Below are 21,141 nucleotides of genomic sequence, written 5' to 3' on the forward strand. Positions count from 1 at the left end.
GGGTTGCGCATGCGGGGTTGTGGGATCTCTCTTCTACGGTCTGCCGGCCGTAGGACGAGTCAGAAACCGTTGATGTAGACGAAGGACATGCGAAAGGTCCGGCGTAGAGGGTAAGACCCCCGTAGTCGAAACATCAGCGGCTCGTTTGAGAGACACCCAAGTAGCACGGGGCCCGAGAAATCCCGTGTGAATCTGGCGGGACCACCCGCTAAGCCTAAATATTCCCTGGTGACCGATAGCGGATAGTACCGTGAGGGAATGGTGAAAAGTACCGCGGGAGCGGAGTGAAATAGTACCTGAAACCGTGTGCCTACAAGCCGTGGGAGCGTCGGATGCAGCTTGCTGCATCTCGTGACTGCGTGCCTTTTGAAGAATGAGCCTGCGAGTTTGCGGTGTGTTGCGAGGTTAACCCGTGTGGGGAAGCCGTAGCGAAAGCGAGTCCGAATAGGGCGATTCAGTAGCACGCTCAAGACCCGAAGCGGAGTGATCTAGCCATGGGCAGGTTGAAGCGGAGGTAAGACTTCGTGGAGGACCGAACCCACCAGGGTTGAAAACCTGGGGGATGACCTGTGGTTAGGGGTGAAAGGCCAATCAAACTCCGTGATAGCTGGTTCTCCCCGAAATGCATTTAGGTGCAGCGTCGTGTGTTTCTTGCCGGAGGTAGAGCACTGGATAGGCGATGGGCCCTACCGGGTTACTGACCTTAGCCAAACTCCGAATGCCGGTAAGTGAGAGCACGGCAGTGAGACTGTGGGGGATAAGCTCCATGGTCGAGAGGGAAACAGCCCAGAGCATCGACTAAGGCCCCTAAGCGTACGCTAAGTGGGAAAGGATGTGGAGTCGCAGAGACAACCAGGAGGTTGGCTTAGAAGCAGCCACCCTTGAAAGAGTGCGTAATAGCTCACTGGTCTAGTGATTCCGCGCCGACAATGTAGCGGGGCTCAAGCGTACCGCCGAAGTCGTGTCATTGCAGCGTATAGCCCCAACGGGTGCTGTGATGGGTAGGGGAGCGTCGTGTGCCGGGTGAAGCAGCCGCGGAAGCGAGTTGTGGACGGTTCACGAGTGAGAATGCAGGCATGAGTAGCGATACAAACGTGAGAAACGTTTGCGCCGATTGACTAAGGGTTCCTGGGTCAAGCTGATCTGCCCAGGGTAAGTCGGGACCTAAGGCGAGGCCGACAGGCGTAGTCGATGGATAACCGGTTGATATTCCGGTACCCGCTGTGAAGCGTCAAACATCGAACCAGACGATGCTAAGGCCGTGAAGCCGTTCCGGACCCTTCGGGGAAAGGAAAGTGGTGGAGCCGCTGAACCAGATCTGCAGTAGGTGAGTGATGGGGTGACGCAGGAAGGTAGTCCATCCCGGGCGATGGTAGTCCCGGGGTAAGGGTGTAGGACGTGCGATAGGTAAATCCGTCGCACACATAGTCTGAGACCTGATGCCGAGCCGATTGTGGCGAAGTGGATGATCCTATGCTGTCGAGAAAAGCCTCTAGCGAGTTTCATGGCGGCCCGTACCCTAAACCGACTCAGGTAGTCAGGTAGAGAATACCGAGGCGTTCGGGTGAACTATGGTTAAGGAACTCGGCAAAATGCCCCCGTAACTTCGGGAGAAGGGGGGCCATCACCGGTGATTGGATTTACTCCATGAGCTGGGGGTGGCCGCAGAGACCAGCGAGAAGCGACTGTTTACTAAAAACACAGGTCCGTGCGAAGCCGTAAGGCGATGTATACGGACTGACGCCTGCCCGGTGCTGGAACGTTAAGGGGACCGGTTAGTGCGCTTTCGGGCGTGCGAAGCTGAGAACTTAAGCGCCAGTAAACGGCGGTGGTAACTATAACCATCCTAAGGTAGCGAAATTCCTTGTCGGGTAAGTTCCGACCTGCACGAATGGCGTAACGACTTCTCGACTGTCTCAACCATAGGCCCGGTGAAATTGCACTACGAGTAAAGATGCTCGTTTCGCGCAGCAGGACGGAAAGACCCCGGGACCTTTACTACAGTTTGATATTGGTGTTCGGTTCGGCTTGTGTAGGATAGCTGGGAGACTTTGAAGCATGCACGCCAGTGTGTGTGGAGTCGTCGTTGAAATACCAGTCTGGTCGTGCTGGATGTCTAACCTAGGTCCGTGATCCGGATCAGGGACAGTGTCTGATGGGTAGTTTAACTGGGGCGGTTGCCTCCTAAAGAGTAACGGAGGCGCCCAAAGGTTCCCTCAGCCTGGTTGGTAATCAGGTGTTGAGTGTAAGTGCACAAGGGAGCTTGACTGTGAGACCGACGGGTCGAGCAGGGACGAAAGTCGGGACTAGTGATCCGGCGGTGGCTTGTGGAAGCGCCGTCGCTCAACGGATAAAAGGTACCCCGGGGATAACAGGCTGATCTTCCCCAAGAGTCCATATCGACGGGATGGTTTGGCACCTCGATGTCGGCTCGTCGCATCCTGGGGCTGGAGTCGGTCCCAAGGGTTGGGCTGTTCGCCCATTAAAGCGGTACGCGAGCTGGGTTTAGAACGTCGTGAGACAGTTCGGTCCCTATCCGCTGTGCGCGTAGGAATATTGAGAAGGGCTGTCCCTAGTACGAGAGGACCGGGACGGACGAACCTCTGGTGTGCCAGTTGTCCTGCCAAGGGCATGGCTGGTTGGCTACGTTCGGGAGGGATAACCGCTGAAAGCATCTAAGCGGGAAGCCTGCTTCGAGATGAGTATTCCCACCTCCTTGAGAGGGTAAGGCTCCCAGTAGACGACTGGGTTGATAGGCCAGATCTGGAAGCCCGGTAACGGGTGGAGGTGACTGGTACTAATAGGCCGAGGGCTTGTCCTCAGTTGCTCGCGTTCACTGTGTTGGTTCTGAAACCACGAACAGCCCCGCTGTAAAAGGCGGTGCGGCAGTTCAACAGTTTCATAGTGTTTCGGTGGTCATAGCATGAGGGAAACGCCCGGTTACATTCCGAACCCGGAAGCTAAGCCTCATAGCGCCGATGGTACTGCAGGGGGGACCCTGTGGGAGAGTAGGACGCCGCCGAACAAATTTTGAAAGGGTTGGATCCTGAACTTCGGTTCAGGGTCCAACCCTTTTTTGTCATGCGTAACTTCATGTTCACGTTGCGCGCTCAACATCCGTCACATGGGTACTGCTGCAATGCTCAGGGCCGCCGGCGCCGGAGTCGGTGACGAGGTCGTCGTACCGTCCTTCGGGAGCGTCGAAGTCGCCGAGGCCGTGACCCTGGCGGGTGCGCGTCCGGTGTTCGCCGACATAGACCCGCTCACCTACTGCCTGGACCCGGCCTCGGTGGAAGCGGTCGTAACTGCGCGCACCGCGGCCGTCGTTGCCGTGCACCGCTTCGGACGGCGGGCCGCCATCGGGCGGTTGCACGGGATCGGACAGCGGCACGGACTGCTCGTCCTGGAGCAGGGCGAGTCCGAGGCACCGTACGACGAGACGGCACAGCGCAGGGAGCGGGCGGCGTATCTCGACGCCAGGCTGAGGGGCGTGGGCACGCCCGACGGCGGTGACGGGCACACCTACCAGCAGTACGTGGTGCGGGTGCCGGGCAACGGCCGGCCGGACCGCGACGCGTTCGCCCGGGCCCTGCGGGCCAGGGGAGTCGACTGCCGGGTGCCCGTGAAGACACCCGTGCACCGGCTGCCGGAGTTCCGGCGCCGTGTGGTGCTTCCGGAGACCGAGCGGGCCGCGGACGAGACGCTGGCGCTTCCCGTGGACGCCGCGTTGACGAAGCGGGAGATGCAGCGGATCGTCTCCGCCTGCAACGCCCTTGGCGGACTGCTTCAGCCTGCCTTCTGAACGGGCGCGCACGGATTTGGGAAGTCGGGCCGGTTCGGGGTACGATCTTCTTGTTGCAGCGAGGGAAACCTCAAAAACAACAAGGCCCCTATAGCTCAGTCGGTAGAGCGTCTCCATGGTAAGGAGAAGGTCAACGGTTCGATTCCGTTTGGGGGCTCAGAAGAAAAGGCCTCGCCCTCAGGGCGGGGCCTTTTCGTGTTTCCGTTTCCGGATGGCTTTCGGGCCCGTCCTGTCCCGCCCCGGCACACGGACGGGGCGGGAGGGGCCGGGGCCTCAGTCCTGCTGAAGGCCGGGGACCCGCATCGCCAGGATCGCCATGTCGTCCGACGGGGCGTCGGAGGCGAAACGCTCCACCGCGCGCATGATGCGGGCCGCGACCGCGCCCGCCGTGAGGCCTGTGCACGTGGTGAGGACGTCGGCGAGACCGTCGTCGCCCAACATGCGCGTGCCCTCGCGGCGTTCGGTGACGCCGTCCGTGACGCACAGCAGGACGTCACCGGGGTCGAGGGTGACCGTCTCCTCGTACAGGGCCAGGTCCTCGATCACGCCGAGCAGCGGCTGCGGCTCCGCGAACGCCGTCACCGTGCCGTCCTGGCGCAGGCGCAGGGGGAGCGGGTGGCCGGCGCAGACCACCTTCAGCTCGGCGCTGCCGTCCTCCTGGGGGCGCAACTCGCCGTACAGCAGGGTCAGGAAGCGGCTGCGGTCGCCCTCGTCGAGGATCGCGGAGTTCAGCCGCTCCAGGACGGCCGGGCCCGAGAGCCCCTCGCGGGCCAGCAGGCGCAGCGCGTGCCGCGCCAGACCCGTGACCGCCGCCGCGTTGGGGCCCGTACCGCAGACGTCGCCGATGGCGAAGCCGTAGGCGCCGTTGCCGATGGGGAAGAGGTCGTAGAAGTCACCGCCGACCTCGTTGCCCTCGCCGGCCGCGCGGTAGATGACCTCGACCTCGACGCCGTCGATCTGGGGCAGGCCCGGGGGCAGGAGACTGCGCTGGAGGGCCTGGCTGATGGCCGTGCGCTCCGAGTACAGGCGGGCGTTGTCCAGGGCCAGAGCGGCCCGGCGGGACAGGTCCTCGGCCAGTTCCAGGATCTCCTGGCGGAAGTGCTCCTCGGTCGGCTTGCCGAGGACCAGCATGCCGATGACGCGGTTGCGGGCGACGAGCGGCAGGACGACCGTCTCGCCGCCGACCGCGGAGGCGGTGGCCAGGGTCGGGCCGATGGCCGCGGTGACCTGATGGGTGGGGCCGCCGGCCAGGCCCAGGCTGCGCATCGAACTGCGCAGCGCCGCCTGGTGGGCGACCTCCCCGGGGATCGTCCAGACGCGGGCACCGGGCGTCGGTACCGGGTCGGGCGGGGCGATCTTCGACAGCAACGACTTGATGCCGTCGATGAGTTCCTCGTCCTCGTGCAGGACGTACGACAGGTAGGGGTCCGAGGCCTGGTCGGCGATCGTGTAGACCGCGCACCAGGTGGCGAGGGTCGGGACCGTCATCTGGGCCATCAGCGCGAGCGTCTGGTCGCGGTCCAGGGTGCCGGCCAGCAGGTCGGAGGCCTCGACCAGGAAGCTCAGGGAACCCCGGCGCAGCCGCTCCAGCTCGCCCAGGCGGGCCGACTCGACGGCCAGCGCGATCCGGTCGGCGGCGAACTGCAGGCGCAGGGCCTCCTCGTTGGAGTATCTGCCGGGCGCCTCGGCCGCGACGCCCAGGGAGCCGGTGAGGCGGCCCTCGACCTTGAGCGGGACCGTGACGACCGAACGCATGCCGGTGCCGGACAGCAGCGGTACGGCGCCGGGCACGGCGTCGAGGTCGTCGTGGACGGCCGGCATGCGCGCGGAGCCGTAGCGGCCGGGGCCCGCTTCCACGGGGACGCGGGCGAAGCGCTGGCGGGCGGAGGGCAGGCCGGTGGAGGCGCGGACCTCCAGCTCCGTCTCGTCGTCGGTGGCCAGCAGCAGGAACGCGGAGTCGGCGTCGAGCATGTCGCGGGCGCGCTCCACGGTGCGCTGCAGCAGGCCGTCGAGGTCGTCCGGGGCGGGGGAGCCGATGAACACCTCGAAGGGATCGGCGCTCTGGCCGTCGACGCCGGTGCTCTGGTCGGTCGAGGGGACGCGCAACGGGGTCTGCAGGACCGCGCGTTCGTGGTCGCGCACCAGCAGGCAGACCGTGGAGGGTTCGCCGCCGGTGTCGCGCACCCTGAGGTGCGAGGCGTACACCGCTGCGACGCGGCCGTCGGCGCCGCGGATGCCGTAACTGCCCTCCCAGCGCGAGAGCTGCAGGGCCTCGGCGATACCGGTGGCGGTGCCCGGGGTGTGCGGCCACGCCGCGAGATCCGTGAGGGGCTTGCCCACGACCTCGTGCGCCACGTACCCGAAGAGTTCCTCGGCGTCCTCGTTCCAGGAGCCGATGGCGCCCTTGCGGTCGATCTGGAGGACCGCGACACGGACCCGGCCGTCGGCCAGCGGCAGCAGGTCGGCGGGCAGCGAGGGGCCGGCGGCACGGGTGCCGACGGGGCGCTGGGGCAGGTCGAGATGGAACCAGACGTTCTTGTGTGTGGGGGTGTAGTCCACGCCCCAGCGGGTGGCCAGTGCCGCGCACAGCTGGAGGCCGCGGCCGCCCTCGCGGTCGGGGCTGCTCATGACGGCGTGGGCGCTCTGGAGGGGGACCTCGCGCTCGGGGTAGCGGTCGGAGACCTCGATGCGCACGCCGTCCTCGGTGCGCAGGCAGAGCACCTCCGCGTGGGTGCCCGCGTGGACGACGGCGTTGGTGACCAGTTCACTGGTGAGCACCACGGCGTCGTCGACGATGTCGGCGAACCCCCAGCCCTGGAGGGTGTCGCGGACGAAGGAGCGGGCGGTCGCGACGGATCGCCCCACGGGCTCGAAGCTGGCGGCCGCGCGCGCGGTGATCACAGAACTCCTCGGCCTGTCGTCTGTGTGCAGGGCTGCTCGGCCGTCCGGCTCGTGCCGCTGTTGCGGCATCAGTTCGTCCGTCGGCCGTGGCTCCGGGGAAGTTCCCCCAGGGATCAGTCCGGTGGTCATGGTCTGCGGCCGCCCCTCCGATGCCCGCTCGTTCTCGTGCCACCGCCCAGGCCGGTCGGGACCGGTGCGGCTGGACAGCCGCATGCAAGGTTACTTACCTTCGCCGTCCGAGCGGATGCCGGTCGCCGGTGTTTACCCCCACGGTGTGCGGACGGTGTGCGAAGCTGCCGAACTGTTATGGCCTGGTTCGGCGGGGGTGAAACACTGGGCAGGCTTCGGACGAAGGTCGGGCCGGGTTGCGTGTGTGCCGTGTACGGCGGGCAGCAGCGCCTGGTGCGGCCGGACCGACGTCTGTCCGGCGGCGGGCCGGATTCCGTCCGGCGGCAATACCGAGCGGGAACGAAGCGGCAATACCGAGCGGGAATGAAAACGCGGAAGCGTCCGGAGCGCCGGGAACCGGCACCCCGGGCCGACGCGGGCGAGCACAGCAATAGCGGTCTACCCCTTCGGGAGGGACACAGTGGAGTCTGGCGGAGCGACGCGGGGCACGAAGACGCGCGCGAAGGGCGGACCGTCCCTGGGCAGGAACGGCGGCACCACCGCCGTGGACACGGCTGCCCTGCACCGGTTGCTGGCAGGCCTGACGGCGATGCGTGACGGGAACTTCCGTAAGCGGCTCACGGTGTCCGGCGACGGCGTCATGTCGGAGATCGCGGCGGTCTTCAACGAGGTGGCCGACCGGAACCTGCATCTGACAGGTGAACTCTCGCGGGTGCGGCGCATGGTCGGACGTGAGGGAAAACTCACGGAGCGGCTGGAGACGGGTGCCTGTGAGGGTTCCTGGGCGGCCGCCATCGACAACTCCAACGCGCTGGTCGACGATCTCGTATGGCCCGTCTCGGAGGTCAGCCGTGTGCTGACGGGGGTCGCGGAGGGCGATCTCTCGCCGCGCATGGATCTGCGTACGCAGGCGCCGGACGGGACCGGGCATCCGCTGCGGGGCGAGTTCCTGAAGGTCGGCCGGACCGTCAACAACCTCGTCGACCAGTTGTCCACGTTCACCGACGAGGTCACGCGCGTGGCCATCGAGGTGGGCACCGAGGGCAAGCTCGGCGGCCAGGCCCGGGTGCGGGGCATGTCGGGTTCGTGGAAGGACCTGACGGAGTCCGTCAACACCATGGCGAACCGGCTGACCGCCCAGGTGCGCGACATCGCCCTGGTGACGACGGCGGTCGCCGGCGGCGATCTGTCGCGCAAGGTCACCGTGCAGGTGGCCGGCGAGATGCTGGAGCTGAAGAACACCGTCAACACGATGGTGGAGCAGCTGTCCTCGTTCTCCTCCGAGGTGACCCGGGTCGCCCGTGAGGTGGGCACCGAGGGCATCCTGGGCGGCCAGGCGCAGGTGCCCGGGGTGGCCGGCGTGTGGAAGGAGCTGACCGACTCCGTCAACACGATGGCGGGCAACCTGACCGCGCAGGTGCGGGGGATCTCCCAGGTGACGACCGCCGTCGCCAACGGTGACCTCTCGCAGAAGGTGACGGTTCCGGCGCGCGGCGAGGTCGCGCAGCTCGCCGAGACGATCAACCAGATGACCGAGACGCTGCGGATCTTCGCCGACGAGGTCACGCGCGTGGCCAACGAGGTCGGCGGCGAGGGGCGGCTCGGCGGGCAGGCCAACGTGCCGGGCGCGGCCGGTACGTGGAAGGACCTGACGGACTCCGTCAACACGGTGTTCCGGAACCTGACGACCCAGGTGCGGGACATCGCCGCGGTGACGACCGCCGTGGCCAGTGGTGACCTCTCGCAGAAGGTCACCGTGGACGTGGCCGGCGAGATGCTGGAACTGAAGAACACCGTCAACGGCATGGTCGACCAGCTGTCGGCGTTCGGTGCCGAGGTGACCCGGGTCGCGCGGGAGATCGGTGTCGAGGGTGAGCTGGGCGGCCAGGCGCAGGTGTCGGGCGCGGCCGGTACGTGGAAGGACCTGACGGACTCCGTCAACACCGCGTTCCGCAACCTGACGGGGCAGGTGCGCAACATCGCCCAGGTGACCACGGCGGTCGCCAACGGCGACCTCTCGCAGAAGGTCACCGTCGACGTCTCCGGCGAGATGCTCCAGCTGAAGAACACCGTGAACACGATGGTGGACCAGCTGTCGAGCTTCGCCGACCAGGTGACCCGGATGGCGCGGGACGTGGGCACGGAGGGCCGGCTGGGCGGTCAGGCGCGCGTGGACGGCGTGTCGGGCACCTGGAAGGAACTGACCGACTCCGTCAACCTGATGGCCAACAACCTGACCATGCAGGTGCGCAACATCTCCCAGGTGACGACGGCCGTGGCGCGCGGTGACCTGTCGCAGAAGATCGACGTCGACGCGCGCGGGGAGATCCTGGAGCTGAAGAACACCATCAACACGATGGTGGACCAGCTCTCGGCCTTCGCCGACCAGGTGACCCGGGTCGCCCGGGACGTGGGTACCGAGGGCCGGCTCGGCGGCCAGGCGCAGGTGCCGGGCGTCGCCGGTGTGTGGCGGGACCTCACGGACTCCGTGAACGGCATGGCGTCCAACCTCACCGGCCAGGTGCGCAACATCGCGCAGGTCGCCACCGCGGTGGCCCGTGGTGACCTGTCCCAGAAGATCACCGTGGACGCGCGCGGCGAGATCCTGGAGCTGAAGAACACGCTGAACACGATGGTCGGCCAGCTGTCGTCGTTCGCCGAGGAGGTCACGCGTGTGGCCCGTGAGGTGGGCACCGAGGGCATGCTCGGCGGCCAGGCGGAGGTGCAGGGTGTCTCGGGCACCTGGAAGGACCTCACGCAGTCCGTGAACTTCATGGCGAACAACCTGACGATCCAGGTGCGCAGCATCGCCGAGGTCACGACGGCGGTCGCCAAGGGCGACCTGTCGAAGAAGATCACCGTCGACGCCAAGGGCGAGATCCTCGAACTCGTCACGACCGTCAACACGATGGTGGACCAGCTGTCGAGCTTTGCCGAGCAGGTGACCCGGGTGGCCCGTGAGGTGGGCACCGAGGGCATCCTGGGCGGTCAGGCGCACGTGCCGGGCGTCACGGGCATCTGGAAGGACCTGAGCAACAACGTCAACCTGATGGCCAACAACCTGACCATGCAGGTGCGCAACATCTCCCAGGTGGCGGCGGCGGTCGCCAACGGTGACCTGACTCGGCAGGTCACCATCGAGGCGAGCGGCGAGGTGGCGCAGCTCGCGGACACCATCAACACCATGGTGAAGACGCTGAGTTCGTTCGCCGACCAGGTCACCAAGGTGGCCCGCGAGGTGGGCACGGACGGCATCCTCGGCGGGCAGGCGCACGTACCGGGTGTGGCCGGCACGTGGAAGGACCTCACCGAGTCCGTGAACCAGATGGCGTCCAACCTGACCGGTCAGGTGCGCAACATCGCCATGGTCACCACGGCGATCGCCAAGGGTGACCTGACCAAGAAGATCGACATCGACGCCCGGGGCGAGATCCTGGAGCTGAAGACGACGATCAACACGATGGTCGACCAGCTGTCCAGCTTCGCCGAGGAGGTCACCCGGGTGGCCCGCGAGGTGGGTACCGAGGGGCAGCTCGGCGGTCAGGCGCGCGTGCGTGACGTCGACGGCACCTGGCGGGACCTCACCGAGTCGGTGAACGAGATGGCCGGAAACCTGACCCGGCAGGTGCGCGCCATCGCGCGCGTGGCGACCGCGGTGACCCGCGGCGACCTGAACCTGAAGATCGACGTGGACGCGTCCGGCGAGATCCAGGAACTCCAGGACTACATCAACAAGATGATCGCCAACCTGCGCGACACCACGATCGCCAACAAGGAGCAGGACTGGCTCAAGGGCAACCTCGCCCGCATCTCCGCGCTGATGCAGGGCCGCCGGGACCTGGAGGACGTGGCCTCGCTGATCATGAGCGAGCTGACCCCGGTGGTGTCCGCGCAGCACGGCGCGTTCTTCGTGACGATGCCGCTCATGGACGGCCAGGACCTCGGCGGGGACGACGAGGACCGCTACGAGCTGCGCATGCTCGGCTCGTACGGCTACTCGATGGGCTCCATGCCGACGTCGTTCCGGCCCGGTGAGGGGCTGATCGGGACGGCCGCGCAGGAGAAGCGCACGATCATGGTCTCGGACGCGCCCAGCGGCTATCTGAAGATCTCCTCCGGGCTCGGCGAGGCGCCGCCCGCGCAGGTGGTCGTCTTGCCGGTGCTCTTCGAGGGCAAGGTGCTCGGCGTGATCGAGCTGGCGTCCTTCACGCGGTTCACGCAGATCCAGCGTGACTTCCTGAGCCAGATCGCCGAGATGATCGCCACCAGCGTCAACACCATCTCGGTCAACACCAAGACCGAGCTGCTGCTGAAGCAGTCGCAGGAGCTGACCGAGCAACTGCGCGAGCGGTCGGCCGAGTTGGAGATCCGGCAGAAGGCGCTGCAGGCCTCCAACGCCGAACTGGAGGAGAAGGCCGAGCTGCTGGCCCGGCAGAACCGGGACATCGAGGTGAAGAACACCGAGATCGAGGAGGCCCGGCAGGTCCTGGAGGAGCGTGCCGAGCAGCTCGCCGTCTCGATGCGCTACAAGAGCGAGTTCCTCGCCAACATGTCGCACGAGCTGCGCACCCCGCTCAACTCCCTGCTGATCCTCGCCAAGCTGCTCGCGGACAACGCCGAGGGCAACCTCTCCCCGAAGCAGGTCGAGTTCGCCGAGACCATCCACGGCGCCGGCTCCGACCTGCTCCAGCTGATCAACGACATCCTCGACCTGTCGAAGGTCGAGGCGGGCAAGATGGACGTCTCCCCGACGCGTATCGCGCTCGTCCAGCTCGTGGACTACGTGGAGGCCACCTTCCGCCCGCTGACCGCGGAGAAGGGCCTGGACCTGTCCGTACGGGTCTCTCCGGAGCTGCCGGCGACCCTGCACACCGACGAGCAGCGGCTGCTGCAGGTGCTGCGCAACCTGCTGTCCAACGCGGTGAAGTTCACCGACTCCGGTTCGGTGGAGCTGGTGATCAGGCCCGCGGGTCCGGGCGTGCCGCAGAAGATCCGGGAACAGCTGCTGGAGGCCGGTTCGCTGACAGATGCGGACGCCGAGCTGATCGCGTTCTCGGTGACCGACACCGGCATCGGGATCGCGGCCAGCAAGATGCGGGTGATCTTCGAGGCGTTCAAGCAGGCGGACGGCACGACCAGCCGCAAGTACGGGGGCACCGGCCTCGGGCTGTCGATCTCGCGGGAGATCGCGCAGCTGCTCGGCGGTGAGATCCACGCGCAGAGCGAGACGGGCCGCGGTTCGACGTTCACGCTGTACCTGCCGCTGCACCCGAGCGAGCTGCCGCCGCAGGGCTACCAGCAGTCCGTGGCCCCGCTGGAGGCCGGCGAGCTGGTCGCCTCCGAGGCCCACCGGTCCCTGGAGCTGTCCGCCGCGGAGGTCGAGACGCCGGCCGAGGTGAAGTCGTACCGGGAGACGCAGAGCGGGCCCGCCGCGCTGTTCCGGCGGCGCCGCCGCAGCCTGCCGTCGAGCGAGCCGCGCTACGAGCAGTGGCCGACCGTGGAGCAGCAGCAGAGCGCCGTGCAGTCGGCCCGCGCGGTGCGGTTCGGCGGTGAGAAGGTGCTGATCGTGGACGACGACATCCGCAACGTGTTCGCGCTCACCAGCGTCCTGGAGCAGCACGGACTTTCGGTGCTGTACGCCGAGAACGGGCGCGAGGGCATCGAGGTGCTGGAGCAGCACGACGACGTGGCGGTCGTGCTGATGGACATCATGATGCCGGAGATGGACGGGTACGCGACGACCACGGCGATCCGCAGGATGCCGCAGTTCGCAGGGCTGCCGATCATCGCCCTGACCGCCAAGGCGATGAAGGGCGACCGGGAGAAGGCGATCGAGTCGGGTGCCTCCGACTACGTCACCAAGCCGGTCGACCCCGACCATCTGCTGGCGGTCATGCGGGAGTGGATGCGGGCGGAGTGAGGGAACGGGAGAGGGGCCGGGAAAGGGCGCGAGAGAGGGAACAGCCCTGCCGTTCGTGAACGTTGCGGGAACGTCGGGTGTGTATGCGGAGCTGTCCGTGCGCGGACGTCGGGAACGTGATGGAATCCAGGATTCCGGGAACCTTCGGGGCTCGCCCCGCGTTTCCGCTCCGTGCACAGTGACATCGCGGTGACAGGGTGTGGCGACGGGCGGGGTGCGGCTACGATGACCGGCACAAGGGCGGGCGGCGAAAGAGAGTCGTCCCCTGGGGCGGCGCCCGGTGTACCGCCGGGGCGAGGAGGGCGGGCCATGGTGCAGAAGGCCAAGATCCTCCTGGTCGATGACCGGCCGGAGAATCTGCTGGCGCTGGAGGCCATCCTCTCTGCGCTCGATCAGACGCTGGTGCGGGCATCGTCCGGGGAGGAAGCGCTCAAGGCACTGCTCACGGACGATTTCGCGGTCATTCTGCTGGACGTCCAGATGCCGGGCATGGACGGGTTCGAGACCGCCGCGCACATCAAGCGGCGGGAGCGGACGCGGGACATCCCGATCATCTTTCTCACCGCGATCAACCACGGTCCCCATCACACCTTCCGGGGATACGCGGCGGGCGCGGTCGACTACATCTCCAAGCCGTTCGACCCGTGGGTGCTGCGCGCCAAGGTCTCGGTGTTCGTCGAGCTGTACATGAAGAACTGTCAGCTGCGGGAGCAGGCGGCGCTGCTGCGGCTCCAGTTGGAGGGTGGCGGCAAGGGCGCGGTCGGCGGCAAGGAGTCGGCCGGACTGCTCGCCGAGCTGTCCGCGCGGCTCGCGGCCGTGGAGGAGCAGGCCGAGGCGCTCTCCAAGCAGCTGGACGACGAGTCCGCGGACGCGGCGGCCGTGGCCACCGCGGCCCATCTGGAGCGCAAGCTCACCGGGTTGCGCCGCGCGCTGGACGCCCTGGAGCCGGGCGCCGGTCCCGCGGGCGCGACGCTGCCGCCGCAGAACTGACGCACCGGGGGCGAGCGGTCGCCCGTGAGGGTGCGTCAGTTCCATGCCGTGGCAAGGGCGACACGGACGGGTGAAGCACTGGGCACACGTGTCCGCTGCCGTCTCCCCCGGTAACCTCACACCCATGGCCTCACGTCCCACCGCAGCCAAGAAGCAGCCCGCCAAGAAGGCGGCCGCTCCCGCGAAGGCTCCGGCGCGTAAGGCCGTGGCGAAGAACGCACCGGCGAAGAAGGCACCGGCCAAGAAGGCGCCCGCCAGGAAGGCTCCGGCGAAGAAAGCCGCTCCGCCGAGGCCGGCCCCGAGCCCCACCGGGGGCGTGTACCGGCTCGTGCGCGCCCTCTGGCTGGGCGTCGCGCACGCGGTCGGTGCCGTCTTCCGGGGCATAGGGCAGGGCGCGAAGAACCTCGACCCGGCCCACCGCAAGGACGGCGTCGCGCTGCTGCTCTTCGGTATCGCGCTGATCGTCGCCGCCGGCACCTGGGCCGACCTGCGCGGTCCCGTCGGCGATCTGGTGGAGATCCTGGTCACCGGCGCCTTCGGCCGGCTCGACCTGCTGGTGCCGATACTGATCGCCGTGATCGCCGTACGGTTCGTCCGGCACCCGGAGAAGCCGGATGCCAACGGGCGGATCGTGATCGGTCTGTCCGCGCTCGTCATCGGGGTGCTCGGCCAGGTCCACATCGCCTGCGGCTCACCCGCCCGCAGCGACGGCATGCAGGCCATAAGGGACGCAGGCGGCCTCATCGGCTGGGCTGCCGCGACCCCGCTGACGTACACGATGACCGAGGTGCTCGCCGTACCGCTGCTGGCGCTGCTGACGGTCTTCGGTCTGCTCGTGGTGACCGCCACCCCGGTCAACGCCATCCCGCAGCGCCTGCGCGCGCTCGGCACGCGCCTGGGCGTGCTGCACGACTACGCGCCCGACGGCCTCACCGACGACGAGGAGTACGAGGAGCAGTGGCGCGAGGCCACGCCCGGGCGCCCGCGCGGGCGCCGCGGCGCCCCGGACGCGTACGACCCGCAGGGCGCCGAGGAAGAGGCCCTCACCCGGCGTCGGGTCCGCCCCAGGCGCTCCGCCGTGCCGCAGCCGGATCCGCACCGGCCGATGGACGCGGTGGACGTCGCCGCCGCCGCGGCCGCCGCGCTGGACGGTGCCGTCCTGCACGGCATGCCGCCGTCCCCGCTCGTCGCCGACCTCACCCAGGGCGTGAGCGCGGGCGACCGCGAGGACACCACGGTGGTACCCGCCCCGACGCCGGTTCCGGCCTCCGCCCCGACACCGCCCGCCGGCGCCCGTCCCCGGCAGGAGAAGCTCAGGACCGGGAGCGTTCCCGACCTCACCAAGGCGCCCCCGGAGGCCCCCCGCGAGCTGCCCCCGCGCGCGGAGCAGCTCCAGCTCGCCGGGGACGTCACCTACGCGCTGCCGTCCTTGAACCTCCTCACGCGCGGGGGCCCGGGGAAGGTGCGCAGCGAGGCGAACGACGCGATCGTCAGCTCCCTGCGCAACGTCTTCTCCGAGTTCAAGGTGGACGCCGACGTCACGGGCTTCACCCGCGGCCCGACCGTCACCCGCTACGAGGTCCAGCTCGGTCCGGCCGTGAAGGTCGAGCGGATCACCGCGCTCACCAAGAACATCGCCTACGCCGTCGCCAGCCCGGACGTGCGGATCATCAGCCCGATCCCGGGCAAGTCGGCGGTCGGCATCGAGATCCCGAACACCGACCGGGAGATGGTCAACCTCGGTGACGTGCTGCGTCTGGCGGAGTCCGCCGAGGACGACGACCCGATGCTGGTCGCCTTCGGCAAGGACGTCGAGGGCGGGTACGTGATGCACTCGCTGGCGAAGATGCCCCACATGCTGGTCGCCGGCGCCACCGGCTCCGGCAAGTCCTCCTGCATCAACTGCCTGATCACGTCGGTGATGATGCGGGCGACCCCGGAGGATGTGCGGATGATCCTGGTCGACCCCAAGCGGGTCGAGCTGACGGCCTACGAGGGCATCCCGCACCTGATCACGCCGATCATCACCAACCCCAAACGGGCCGCCGAGGCCCTCCAGTGGGTCGTACGCGAGATGGACCTGCGCTACGACGACCTGGCCGCCTTCGGCTTCCGGCACATCGACGACTTCAACCAGGCCATCCGCGACGGCAAGGTGAAGCTCCCCGAGGGCAGCGAGCGCGAGCTCAAGCCGTATCCGTATCTGCTGGTGATCGTCGACGAGCTGGCCGACCTGATGATGGTCGCGCCCCGGGACGTCGAGGACGCGATCGTGCGGATCACGCAGCTCGCGCGCGCGGCCGGCATCCATCTGGTGCTGGCCACCCAGCGGCCGTCGGTGGACGTCGTCACCGGCCTGATCAAGGCGAACGTGCCTTCGCGGCTCGCCTTCGCGACCTCCTCGCTCGCCGACTCCCGGGTGATCCTGGACCAGCCGGGCGCGGAGAAGCTCATCGGCAAGGGTGACGGACTGTTCCTGCCGATGGGGGCGAACAAGCCGACCCGTATGCAGGGCGCGTTCGTGACCGAGGCCGAGGTGGCGGCCGTGGTCCAGCACTGCAAGGACCAGATGGCGCCGGTCTTCCGGGAAGACGTCACCGTGGGCAGCAAGCAGAAGAAGGAGATCGACGAGGACATCGGCGACGACCTCGACCTGCTGTGCCAGGCGGCGGAGCTGGTGGTCTCCACCCAGTTCGGCTCCACGTCCATGCTCCAGCGCAAGCTGCGCGTGGGCTTCGCCAAGGCCGGCCGGCTCATGGACCTCATGGAGTCCCGGGGCATCGTCGGACCCAGCGAGGGTTCCAAAGCACGTGATGTTCTTGTGAAGCCTGACGAGGTGGACGGCGTGCTCGCGGTCATTCGCGGGGAGTCTGAAGGGTAGGACGGCGGCGCGCAGCCCGGCGTGTCGCGGATACGCCGGGTGGTGGCACCGCCGTGATCGACCTGTTAGAAGTCGGCGAGCAACCGTTTCCCTTTGCCATACGTCAAGTTGAGCGAGACGACAGGTGCGCGACCCGTTCCGGGGCGCGTGCCCGTACCACGCCGTCGGGCTGAACCGGCCATTCCGATGGCGTATCGATCACACCGCCCGGTTGCCCCACCCTTTCGTACCCCGCCTAGACTGAACTTCCAGCACAGGTGGCTCACACGCTCGAAAGGCGCCCCCGTGTCCATCGGCAACTCCCCTGAAGACGAGCGTCCGTTGCACGACGTGTCCGAGGAAGCCCGTCCCTCCGTGGGACGCACCCTGCAGCAGGCGCGCATCGCGGCAGGGCTGACCGTCGACGACGTCAGCAGTGCCACTCGTGTCCGCATCGCCATCGTGCACGCCATCGAGGCGGACGACTTCGACCCCTGCGGCGGCGACGTGTACGCCCGCGGCCACCTTCGCACCCTGGCCAAGGCCGTGCATCTCGACCCCGAACCGCTGCTCGCGCAGTTCGACGACGACCACGGCGGCCGCCCCGCGCCCACCCCGGCAGCACCTCTGTTCGAGGCGGAGCGGATCCGCCCCGAGCGGCGTGGGCCCAACTGGACCGCGGCCATGGTCGCCGCGATCGTCGCCGTGATCGGCTTCGTCGGGTTCACCGCGGTCAAGGGCGCCGGCAGCGGCAACGACGACAAGTCGCAGGTCGCCGAGGGTGCCACGCCCACCGCGAGCAAGTCCGCCTCGCCCGCGCCCCAAAAGGACAAGCCCGCCACGCCGAAGTCCGACCCCTCCGACAGCGCCATCGCGGCCGCCCCGCAGGACAAGGTCACCGTCCAGGTCAGCGCCCCCGACGGGCGCAGCTGGATCTCCGCCAAGGACCACAACGGGCGCATGCTCTTCGACGGCCTGCTGAAGAAGGGCGAGTCCAAGACCTTCCAGGACAGCTCCAAGATCAACCTGATCCTCGGCGACGCCGGCGCGATCCAGCTCTACGTCAACGGCAAGAAGATCGAGGACGACTTCCGGCCGGGCGCCGTGGAGCGCCTCACCTACACCAAGGGCGACCCCGAGGTCGGCTAGCGGACCCTTGGGGGAGCTGATGTGAAGGGGTTGGCCAAGATCGGCCAACCCCTTCGACATGGGGTACCGACGAGACAAAGTAGTCTTGAGCCCATGCCTGAACGCCGTACCGTCGCACTCGTCACCCTTGGCTGCGCCCGTAACGAGGTGGACTCGGAGGAGCTCGCAGGCCGTTTGGAGGCGGACGGCTGGCAGCTCGTCGAGGACGCCGCGGACGCGGACGTCGCCGTCGTCAACACCTGCGGATTCGTCGAAGCCGCCAAGAAGGACTCCGTCGACGCCCTGCTCGAGGCGAACGACCTCAAGGACCACGGCAGAACCCAGGCCGTGGTGGCCGTGGGCTGCATGGCCGAGCGGTACGGCAAGGAACTGGCCGAGGCCCTGCCCGAGGCCGACGGCGTGCTCGGCTTCGACGACTACGCCGACATCTCCGACCGCCTCCAGACCATCCTGTCCGGCGGCGTCCACGCCTCCCACACCCCGCGCGACCGCCGCAAGCTGCTGCCGATCAGCCCGGCCGAGCGCCAGGAGTCCGCCGCGGCCGTCGCGCTGCCCGGACACGGCCCGACCGACCTCCCCGAGGGCGTCGCGCCCGCCTCCGGCCCGCGCGCCCCGCTGCGCCGCCGCCTGGACGGCGCCCCGGTGGCCTCGGTCAAGCTCGCCTCGGGCTGCGACCGGCGCTGCTCCTTCTGCGCCATCCCGTCCTTCCGCGGTTCCTTCATCTCCCGCCGCCCGAGCGACGTGCTCAACGAGACCCGCTGGCTGGCCGAGCAGGGCGTGAAGGAGATCATGCTGGTCTCCGAGAACAACACGTCCTACGGCAAGGACCTGGGTGACATCCGCCTGCTGGAGTCCCTGCTGCCCGAGCTGGCCGACATCGACGGCCTCGAGCGGATCCGCGTCAGCTACCTCCAGCCGGCCGAGATGCGCCCGGGCCTGATCGACGTGCTGACCTCCACCCCGAAGGTCGCCCCCTACTTCGATCTGTCCTTCCAGCACTCCGCGCCGGACGTGCTGCGCTCCATGCGCCGCTTCGGCGACACCGACCGCTTCCTGGAGCTGCTCGACACGATCCGCTCCAAGGCCCCCGAGGCCGGCGTCCGCTCCAACTTCATCGTCGGCTTCCCCGGCGAGAGCGAGTCCGACCTGGCCGAGCTGGAGCGCTTCCTGACCGGCGCCCGCCTGGACGCCATCGGCGTCTTCGGCTACTCCGACGAGGAGGGCACGGAGGCGGCGACGTACGAGCACAAGCTCGCGCAGGACGTCGTCGACGAGCGCCTGGCCCACATCTCCCGGCTCGCCGAGGAGCTGGTCTCGCAGCGCGCCGAGGAGCGTGTCGGCCAGACCGTGCAGGTCCTCGTGGAGTCCGTGGACTCCGCCGACGAGGAGGAGGGCGTGTACGGCCGTGCCGCGCACCAGGCGCCGGAGACGGACGGACAGGTGCTGCTCACGAGCGGCGAGGGTCTGAGCGTCGGACGTATGGTCGAGGCGAAGGTGGTCGGCACGGAGGGCGTCGACCTGGTGGCCGAGCCGCTGGCGGGTACGCCCGCGAGCAGCGAGGAGGCGGGCAGATGACCGGAGTCCCGGCATCCGCCGCGGGCGGCTCCTCCGGCGCGCAGGGCGCGTCCGGTAAGGCCGCGACCGACGGCGTTGTACCCGAGGTCTCCGGCTCCGCCCCCGCTCCTGGCTCCGACCCGGCAAGCCAGGTGAAGCCCGCGCGCGGGGGGAAGCTGACGGCCGCGGCCGTCAACCAGGCCAGCGTCTGGAACGTCGCCAACCTGCTGACCATGCTCCGGCTGGTCCTCGTGCCCGCCTTCGTGGCGCTGATGCTCGCGAACGGCGGCTACGACCCGGCCTGGCGCTCGCTCGCCTGGGCGGCCTTCGCCATCGCGATGATCACCGACCTGTTCGACGGGCACCTGGCGCGCGCCTACAACCTGGTCACCGACTTCGGGAAGATCGCCGACCCCATCGCCGACAAGGCGATCATGGGGGCGGCGCTCATCTGTCTGTCCAGCCTCGGCGATCTGCCGTGGTGGGTGACGGCCGTGATCCTCGGCCGGGAACTCGGCATCACGCTGATGCGTTTTCTGGTCATTCGCTACGGCGTGATCCCCGCCAGCCGCGGCGGCAAGATGAAGACGCTCACCCAGGGCATCGCCGTCGGGATGTACGTCCTGGCGCTGACCGGCTGGCTGGCCACCCTGCGCTTCTGGGTGATGGCTCTCGCGGTCGTCCTCACCGTCGCCACCGGCCTCGACTACGTGCGACAGGCCGTCGTGCTGCGGCGGCAGGGAATCGCGGAGCGGGCGGCGGCGTTGGAGGAGAAGCAGGCGTGAATCCCACGGCCGCCGAACTGGTCCGGCTACTGACGGTGAACGGCGAGACCCTCGCCGTCGCCGAGTCGCTGACCGGTGGCCTGGTCGCCGCGGAGATCACGGCGGTGCCCGGAGCGTCCAAGGTGTTCCGCGGCTCCGTCACCGCCTACGCCACCGAGCTGAAGCACCGGCTGCTGGGGGTCGACGCCCTGCTGCTGGCCGAGCGCGGCGCGGTGGATGCGCAGGTCGCGGTGCAGATGGCCGCCGGTGTGCGCAAGGCCCTCGGTGCCGACTGGGGCATCGCGACCACCGGTGTCGCCGGGCCCGATCCGCAGGACGGCCAACCCGTCGGGACGGTGTTCGTGGCCGTCGACGGTCCGCTCACGGACGGCTCCGTTTCCGCCGGTGGCGGAAAAGTGGAGGCCCTGCGGTTGAACGGCGACCGTGCGGAAATCCGTATGGAGAGTGTACGGAGCGTACTCGCCCTGCTCCTGAAGGTGCTTACGGGCGAACAGACCGGGAATGAGCGGACACAGGATACGGAACGGAACGGGGGGTTTTGATGTTTACAGCCCTGAGTGAACACGACATCGCTCCCCGCACGGCCGCAGCGCGAGGCGGTACGGTGGGGCGAGAAGGATGCGGCTACGCGGTCCGAGGAGGGAGCCACCGATGATTCTGCTCCGTCGCCTGCTGGGTGACGTGCTGCGTCGGCAGCGCCAACGCCAGGGCCGTACTCTGCGCGAAGTCTCCTCGTCCGCCCGAGTCTCACTCGGCTATCTCTCCGAGGTGGAGCGGGGGCAGAAGGAGGCTTCCTCCGAACTGCTCTCCGCCATCTGCGACGCGCTGGACGTACGGATGTCGGAACTCATGCGTGAGGTGAGCGACGAACTCGCGCTCGCCGAGCTGGCCCAGTCCGCAGCCGCCACCGATCCCGTGCCCACGCCGGTCCGTCCGATGCTGGGTTCCGTGTCGGTGACCGGTGTGCCACCGGAACGGGTGACCATCAAGGCGCCTGCCGAGGCGGTGGACGTGGTCGCCGCGTGACGCACGCGCACGCGGCCTAGCGGCA

10 protein-coding genes, 1 tRNA gene and 2 rRNA genes (1 of these 13 only partly in view) are annotated in these 21,141 nt (G+C 68.2%); 12 read left to right on the forward strand and 1 reads right to left on the reverse strand.

What is annotated here, in order from left to right; translation table 11 throughout:
- The 4 genes from OIB37_RS26870 to OIB37_RS26885 all read left to right on the forward strand — a co-directional run.
- Positions 1 to 2,821: ribosomal RNA gene (locus OIB37_RS26870) — 23S ribosomal RNA — on the forward strand (it extends 299 nt beyond the left edge of the window).
- Positions 2,822 to 2,908: 87 nt separating this feature from the next.
- A 5S ribosomal RNA gene (rrf, locus tag OIB37_RS26875) occupies positions 2,909 to 3,025 on the forward strand.
- A gap of 114 nt (positions 3,026 to 3,139) precedes the next feature.
- Positions 3,140 to 3,802 (forward strand): DegT/DnrJ/EryC1/StrS family aminotransferase, encoded by a 663-nt coding sequence (locus tag OIB37_RS26880; RefSeq protein ID WP_330461979.1) that lies wholly within the window; start codon positions 3,140 to 3,142, stop codon positions 3,800 to 3,802.
- An 84-nt stretch (positions 3,803 to 3,886) separates the two neighbouring features.
- Positions 3,887 to 3,959 (forward strand) — tRNA-Thr (locus OIB37_RS26885).
- 116 nt (positions 3,960 to 4,075) lie between these two features.
- Here the strand turns inward: OIB37_RS26885 and OIB37_RS26890 are convergent.
- The gene (locus tag OIB37_RS26890) at positions 4,076 to 6,832 is read right to left on the reverse strand and encodes a SpoIIE family protein phosphatase (protein WP_330460177.1); all 2,757 of its coding nucleotides are present in this window, start codon (positions 6,830 to 6,832) and stop codon (positions 4,076 to 4,078) included.
- 460 nt (positions 6,833 to 7,292) lie between these two features.
- Here OIB37_RS26890 and OIB37_RS26895 point away from each other — a divergent pair, with 460 nt between their 5' ends.
- The 8 genes from OIB37_RS26895 (at position 7,293) to OIB37_RS26930 (ending at position 21,116) form a co-directional block, all read left to right on the forward strand.
- Complete coding sequence (locus tag OIB37_RS26895; protein ID WP_330460178.1) at positions 7,293 to 12,752, forward strand: HAMP domain-containing protein; 5,460 nt, start codon at positions 7,293 to 7,295, stop codon at positions 12,750 to 12,752.
- A gap of 309 nt (positions 12,753 to 13,061) precedes the next feature.
- The gene (locus tag OIB37_RS26900; protein WP_330460179.1) at positions 13,062 to 13,742 is read left to right on the forward strand and encodes a response regulator; all 681 of its coding nucleotides are present in this window, start codon (positions 13,062 to 13,064) and stop codon (positions 13,740 to 13,742) included.
- A gap of 124 nt (positions 13,743 to 13,866) precedes the next feature.
- Positions 13,867 to 16,623, forward strand: coding sequence for a DNA translocase FtsK (locus tag OIB37_RS26905; protein WP_330460180.1), 2,757 nt, complete (start codon positions 13,867 to 13,869; stop codon positions 16,621 to 16,623).
- Positions 16,624 to 16,908: 285 nt separating this feature from the next.
- The gene (locus OIB37_RS26910; RefSeq protein WP_330460181.1) at positions 16,909 to 17,751 is read left to right on the forward strand and encodes a helix-turn-helix domain-containing protein; all 843 of its coding nucleotides are present in this window, start codon (positions 16,909 to 16,911) and stop codon (positions 17,749 to 17,751) included.
- A gap of 93 nt (positions 17,752 to 17,844) precedes the next feature.
- On the forward strand, positions 17,845 to 19,326 hold the full coding sequence (gene rimO / locus OIB37_RS26915; RefSeq protein ID WP_330460182.1) for a 30S ribosomal protein S12 methylthiotransferase RimO: 1,482 nt from the start codon (positions 17,845 to 17,847) through the stop codon (positions 19,324 to 19,326).
- Positions 19,323 to 20,090 carry a CDP-diacylglycerol--glycerol-3-phosphate 3-phosphatidyltransferase gene (gene pgsA / locus OIB37_RS26920; protein ID WP_330460183.1) on the forward strand — a complete coding sequence of 256 codons (768 nt, stop codon included), beginning with the start codon at positions 19,323 to 19,325 and terminating at the stop codon, positions 20,088 to 20,090. Before rimO ends, pgsA begins: the two co-directional genes overlap by 4 nt.
- On the forward strand, positions 20,087 to 20,632 hold the full coding sequence (locus OIB37_RS26925) for a CinA family protein (protein ID WP_330460184.1): 546 nt from the start codon (positions 20,087 to 20,089) through the stop codon (positions 20,630 to 20,632). The genes pgsA and OIB37_RS26925 overlap by 4 nt, the downstream gene beginning before the upstream one ends.
- A 109-nt stretch (positions 20,633 to 20,741) precedes the next feature.
- Positions 20,742 to 21,116: a helix-turn-helix domain-containing protein gene (locus OIB37_RS26930; RefSeq protein WP_276112160.1), complete on the forward strand. Its 375-nt coding sequence runs from the start codon at positions 20,742 to 20,744 to the stop codon at positions 21,114 to 21,116.
- The last annotated feature ends 25 nt before the right edge of the window (positions 21,117 to 21,141 follow it).

It is taken from the genome of Streptomyces sp. NBC_00820 (genome assembly GCF_036347055.1).
In the GTDB taxonomy this organism is placed as follows: Bacteria; Actinomycetota; Actinomycetes; order Streptomycetales; family Streptomycetaceae; genus Streptomyces.

Bases quoted from the DNA above. Each gene is read 5' to 3' on its own strand.
- OIB37_RS26880 (WP_330461979.1), top strand. From the start codon at position 3,140: ATGCTCAGGGCCGCCGGCGCCGGAGTCGGTGACGAGGTCGTCGTACCG.
- OIB37_RS26890 (WP_330460177.1), bottom strand. From the start codon at position 6,832: ATGACCACCGGACTGATCCCTGGGGGAACTTCCCCGGAGCCACGGCCG.
- OIB37_RS26900 (WP_330460179.1), top strand. From the start codon at position 13,062: ATGGTGCAGAAGGCCAAGATCCTCCTGGTCGATGACCGGCCGGAGAAT.
- OIB37_RS26905 (WP_330460180.1), top strand. From the start codon at position 13,867: ATGGCCTCACGTCCCACCGCAGCCAAGAAGCAGCCCGCCAAGAAGGCG.
- rimO (WP_330460182.1), top strand. From the start codon at position 17,845: ATGCCTGAACGCCGTACCGTCGCACTCGTCACCCTTGGCTGCGCCCGT.
- pgsA (WP_330460183.1), top strand. From the start codon at position 19,323: ATGACCGGAGTCCCGGCATCCGCCGCGGGCGGCTCCTCCGGCGCGCAG.
- OIB37_RS26930 (WP_276112160.1), top strand. From the start codon at position 20,742: ATGATTCTGCTCCGTCGCCTGCTGGGTGACGTGCTGCGTCGGCAGCGC.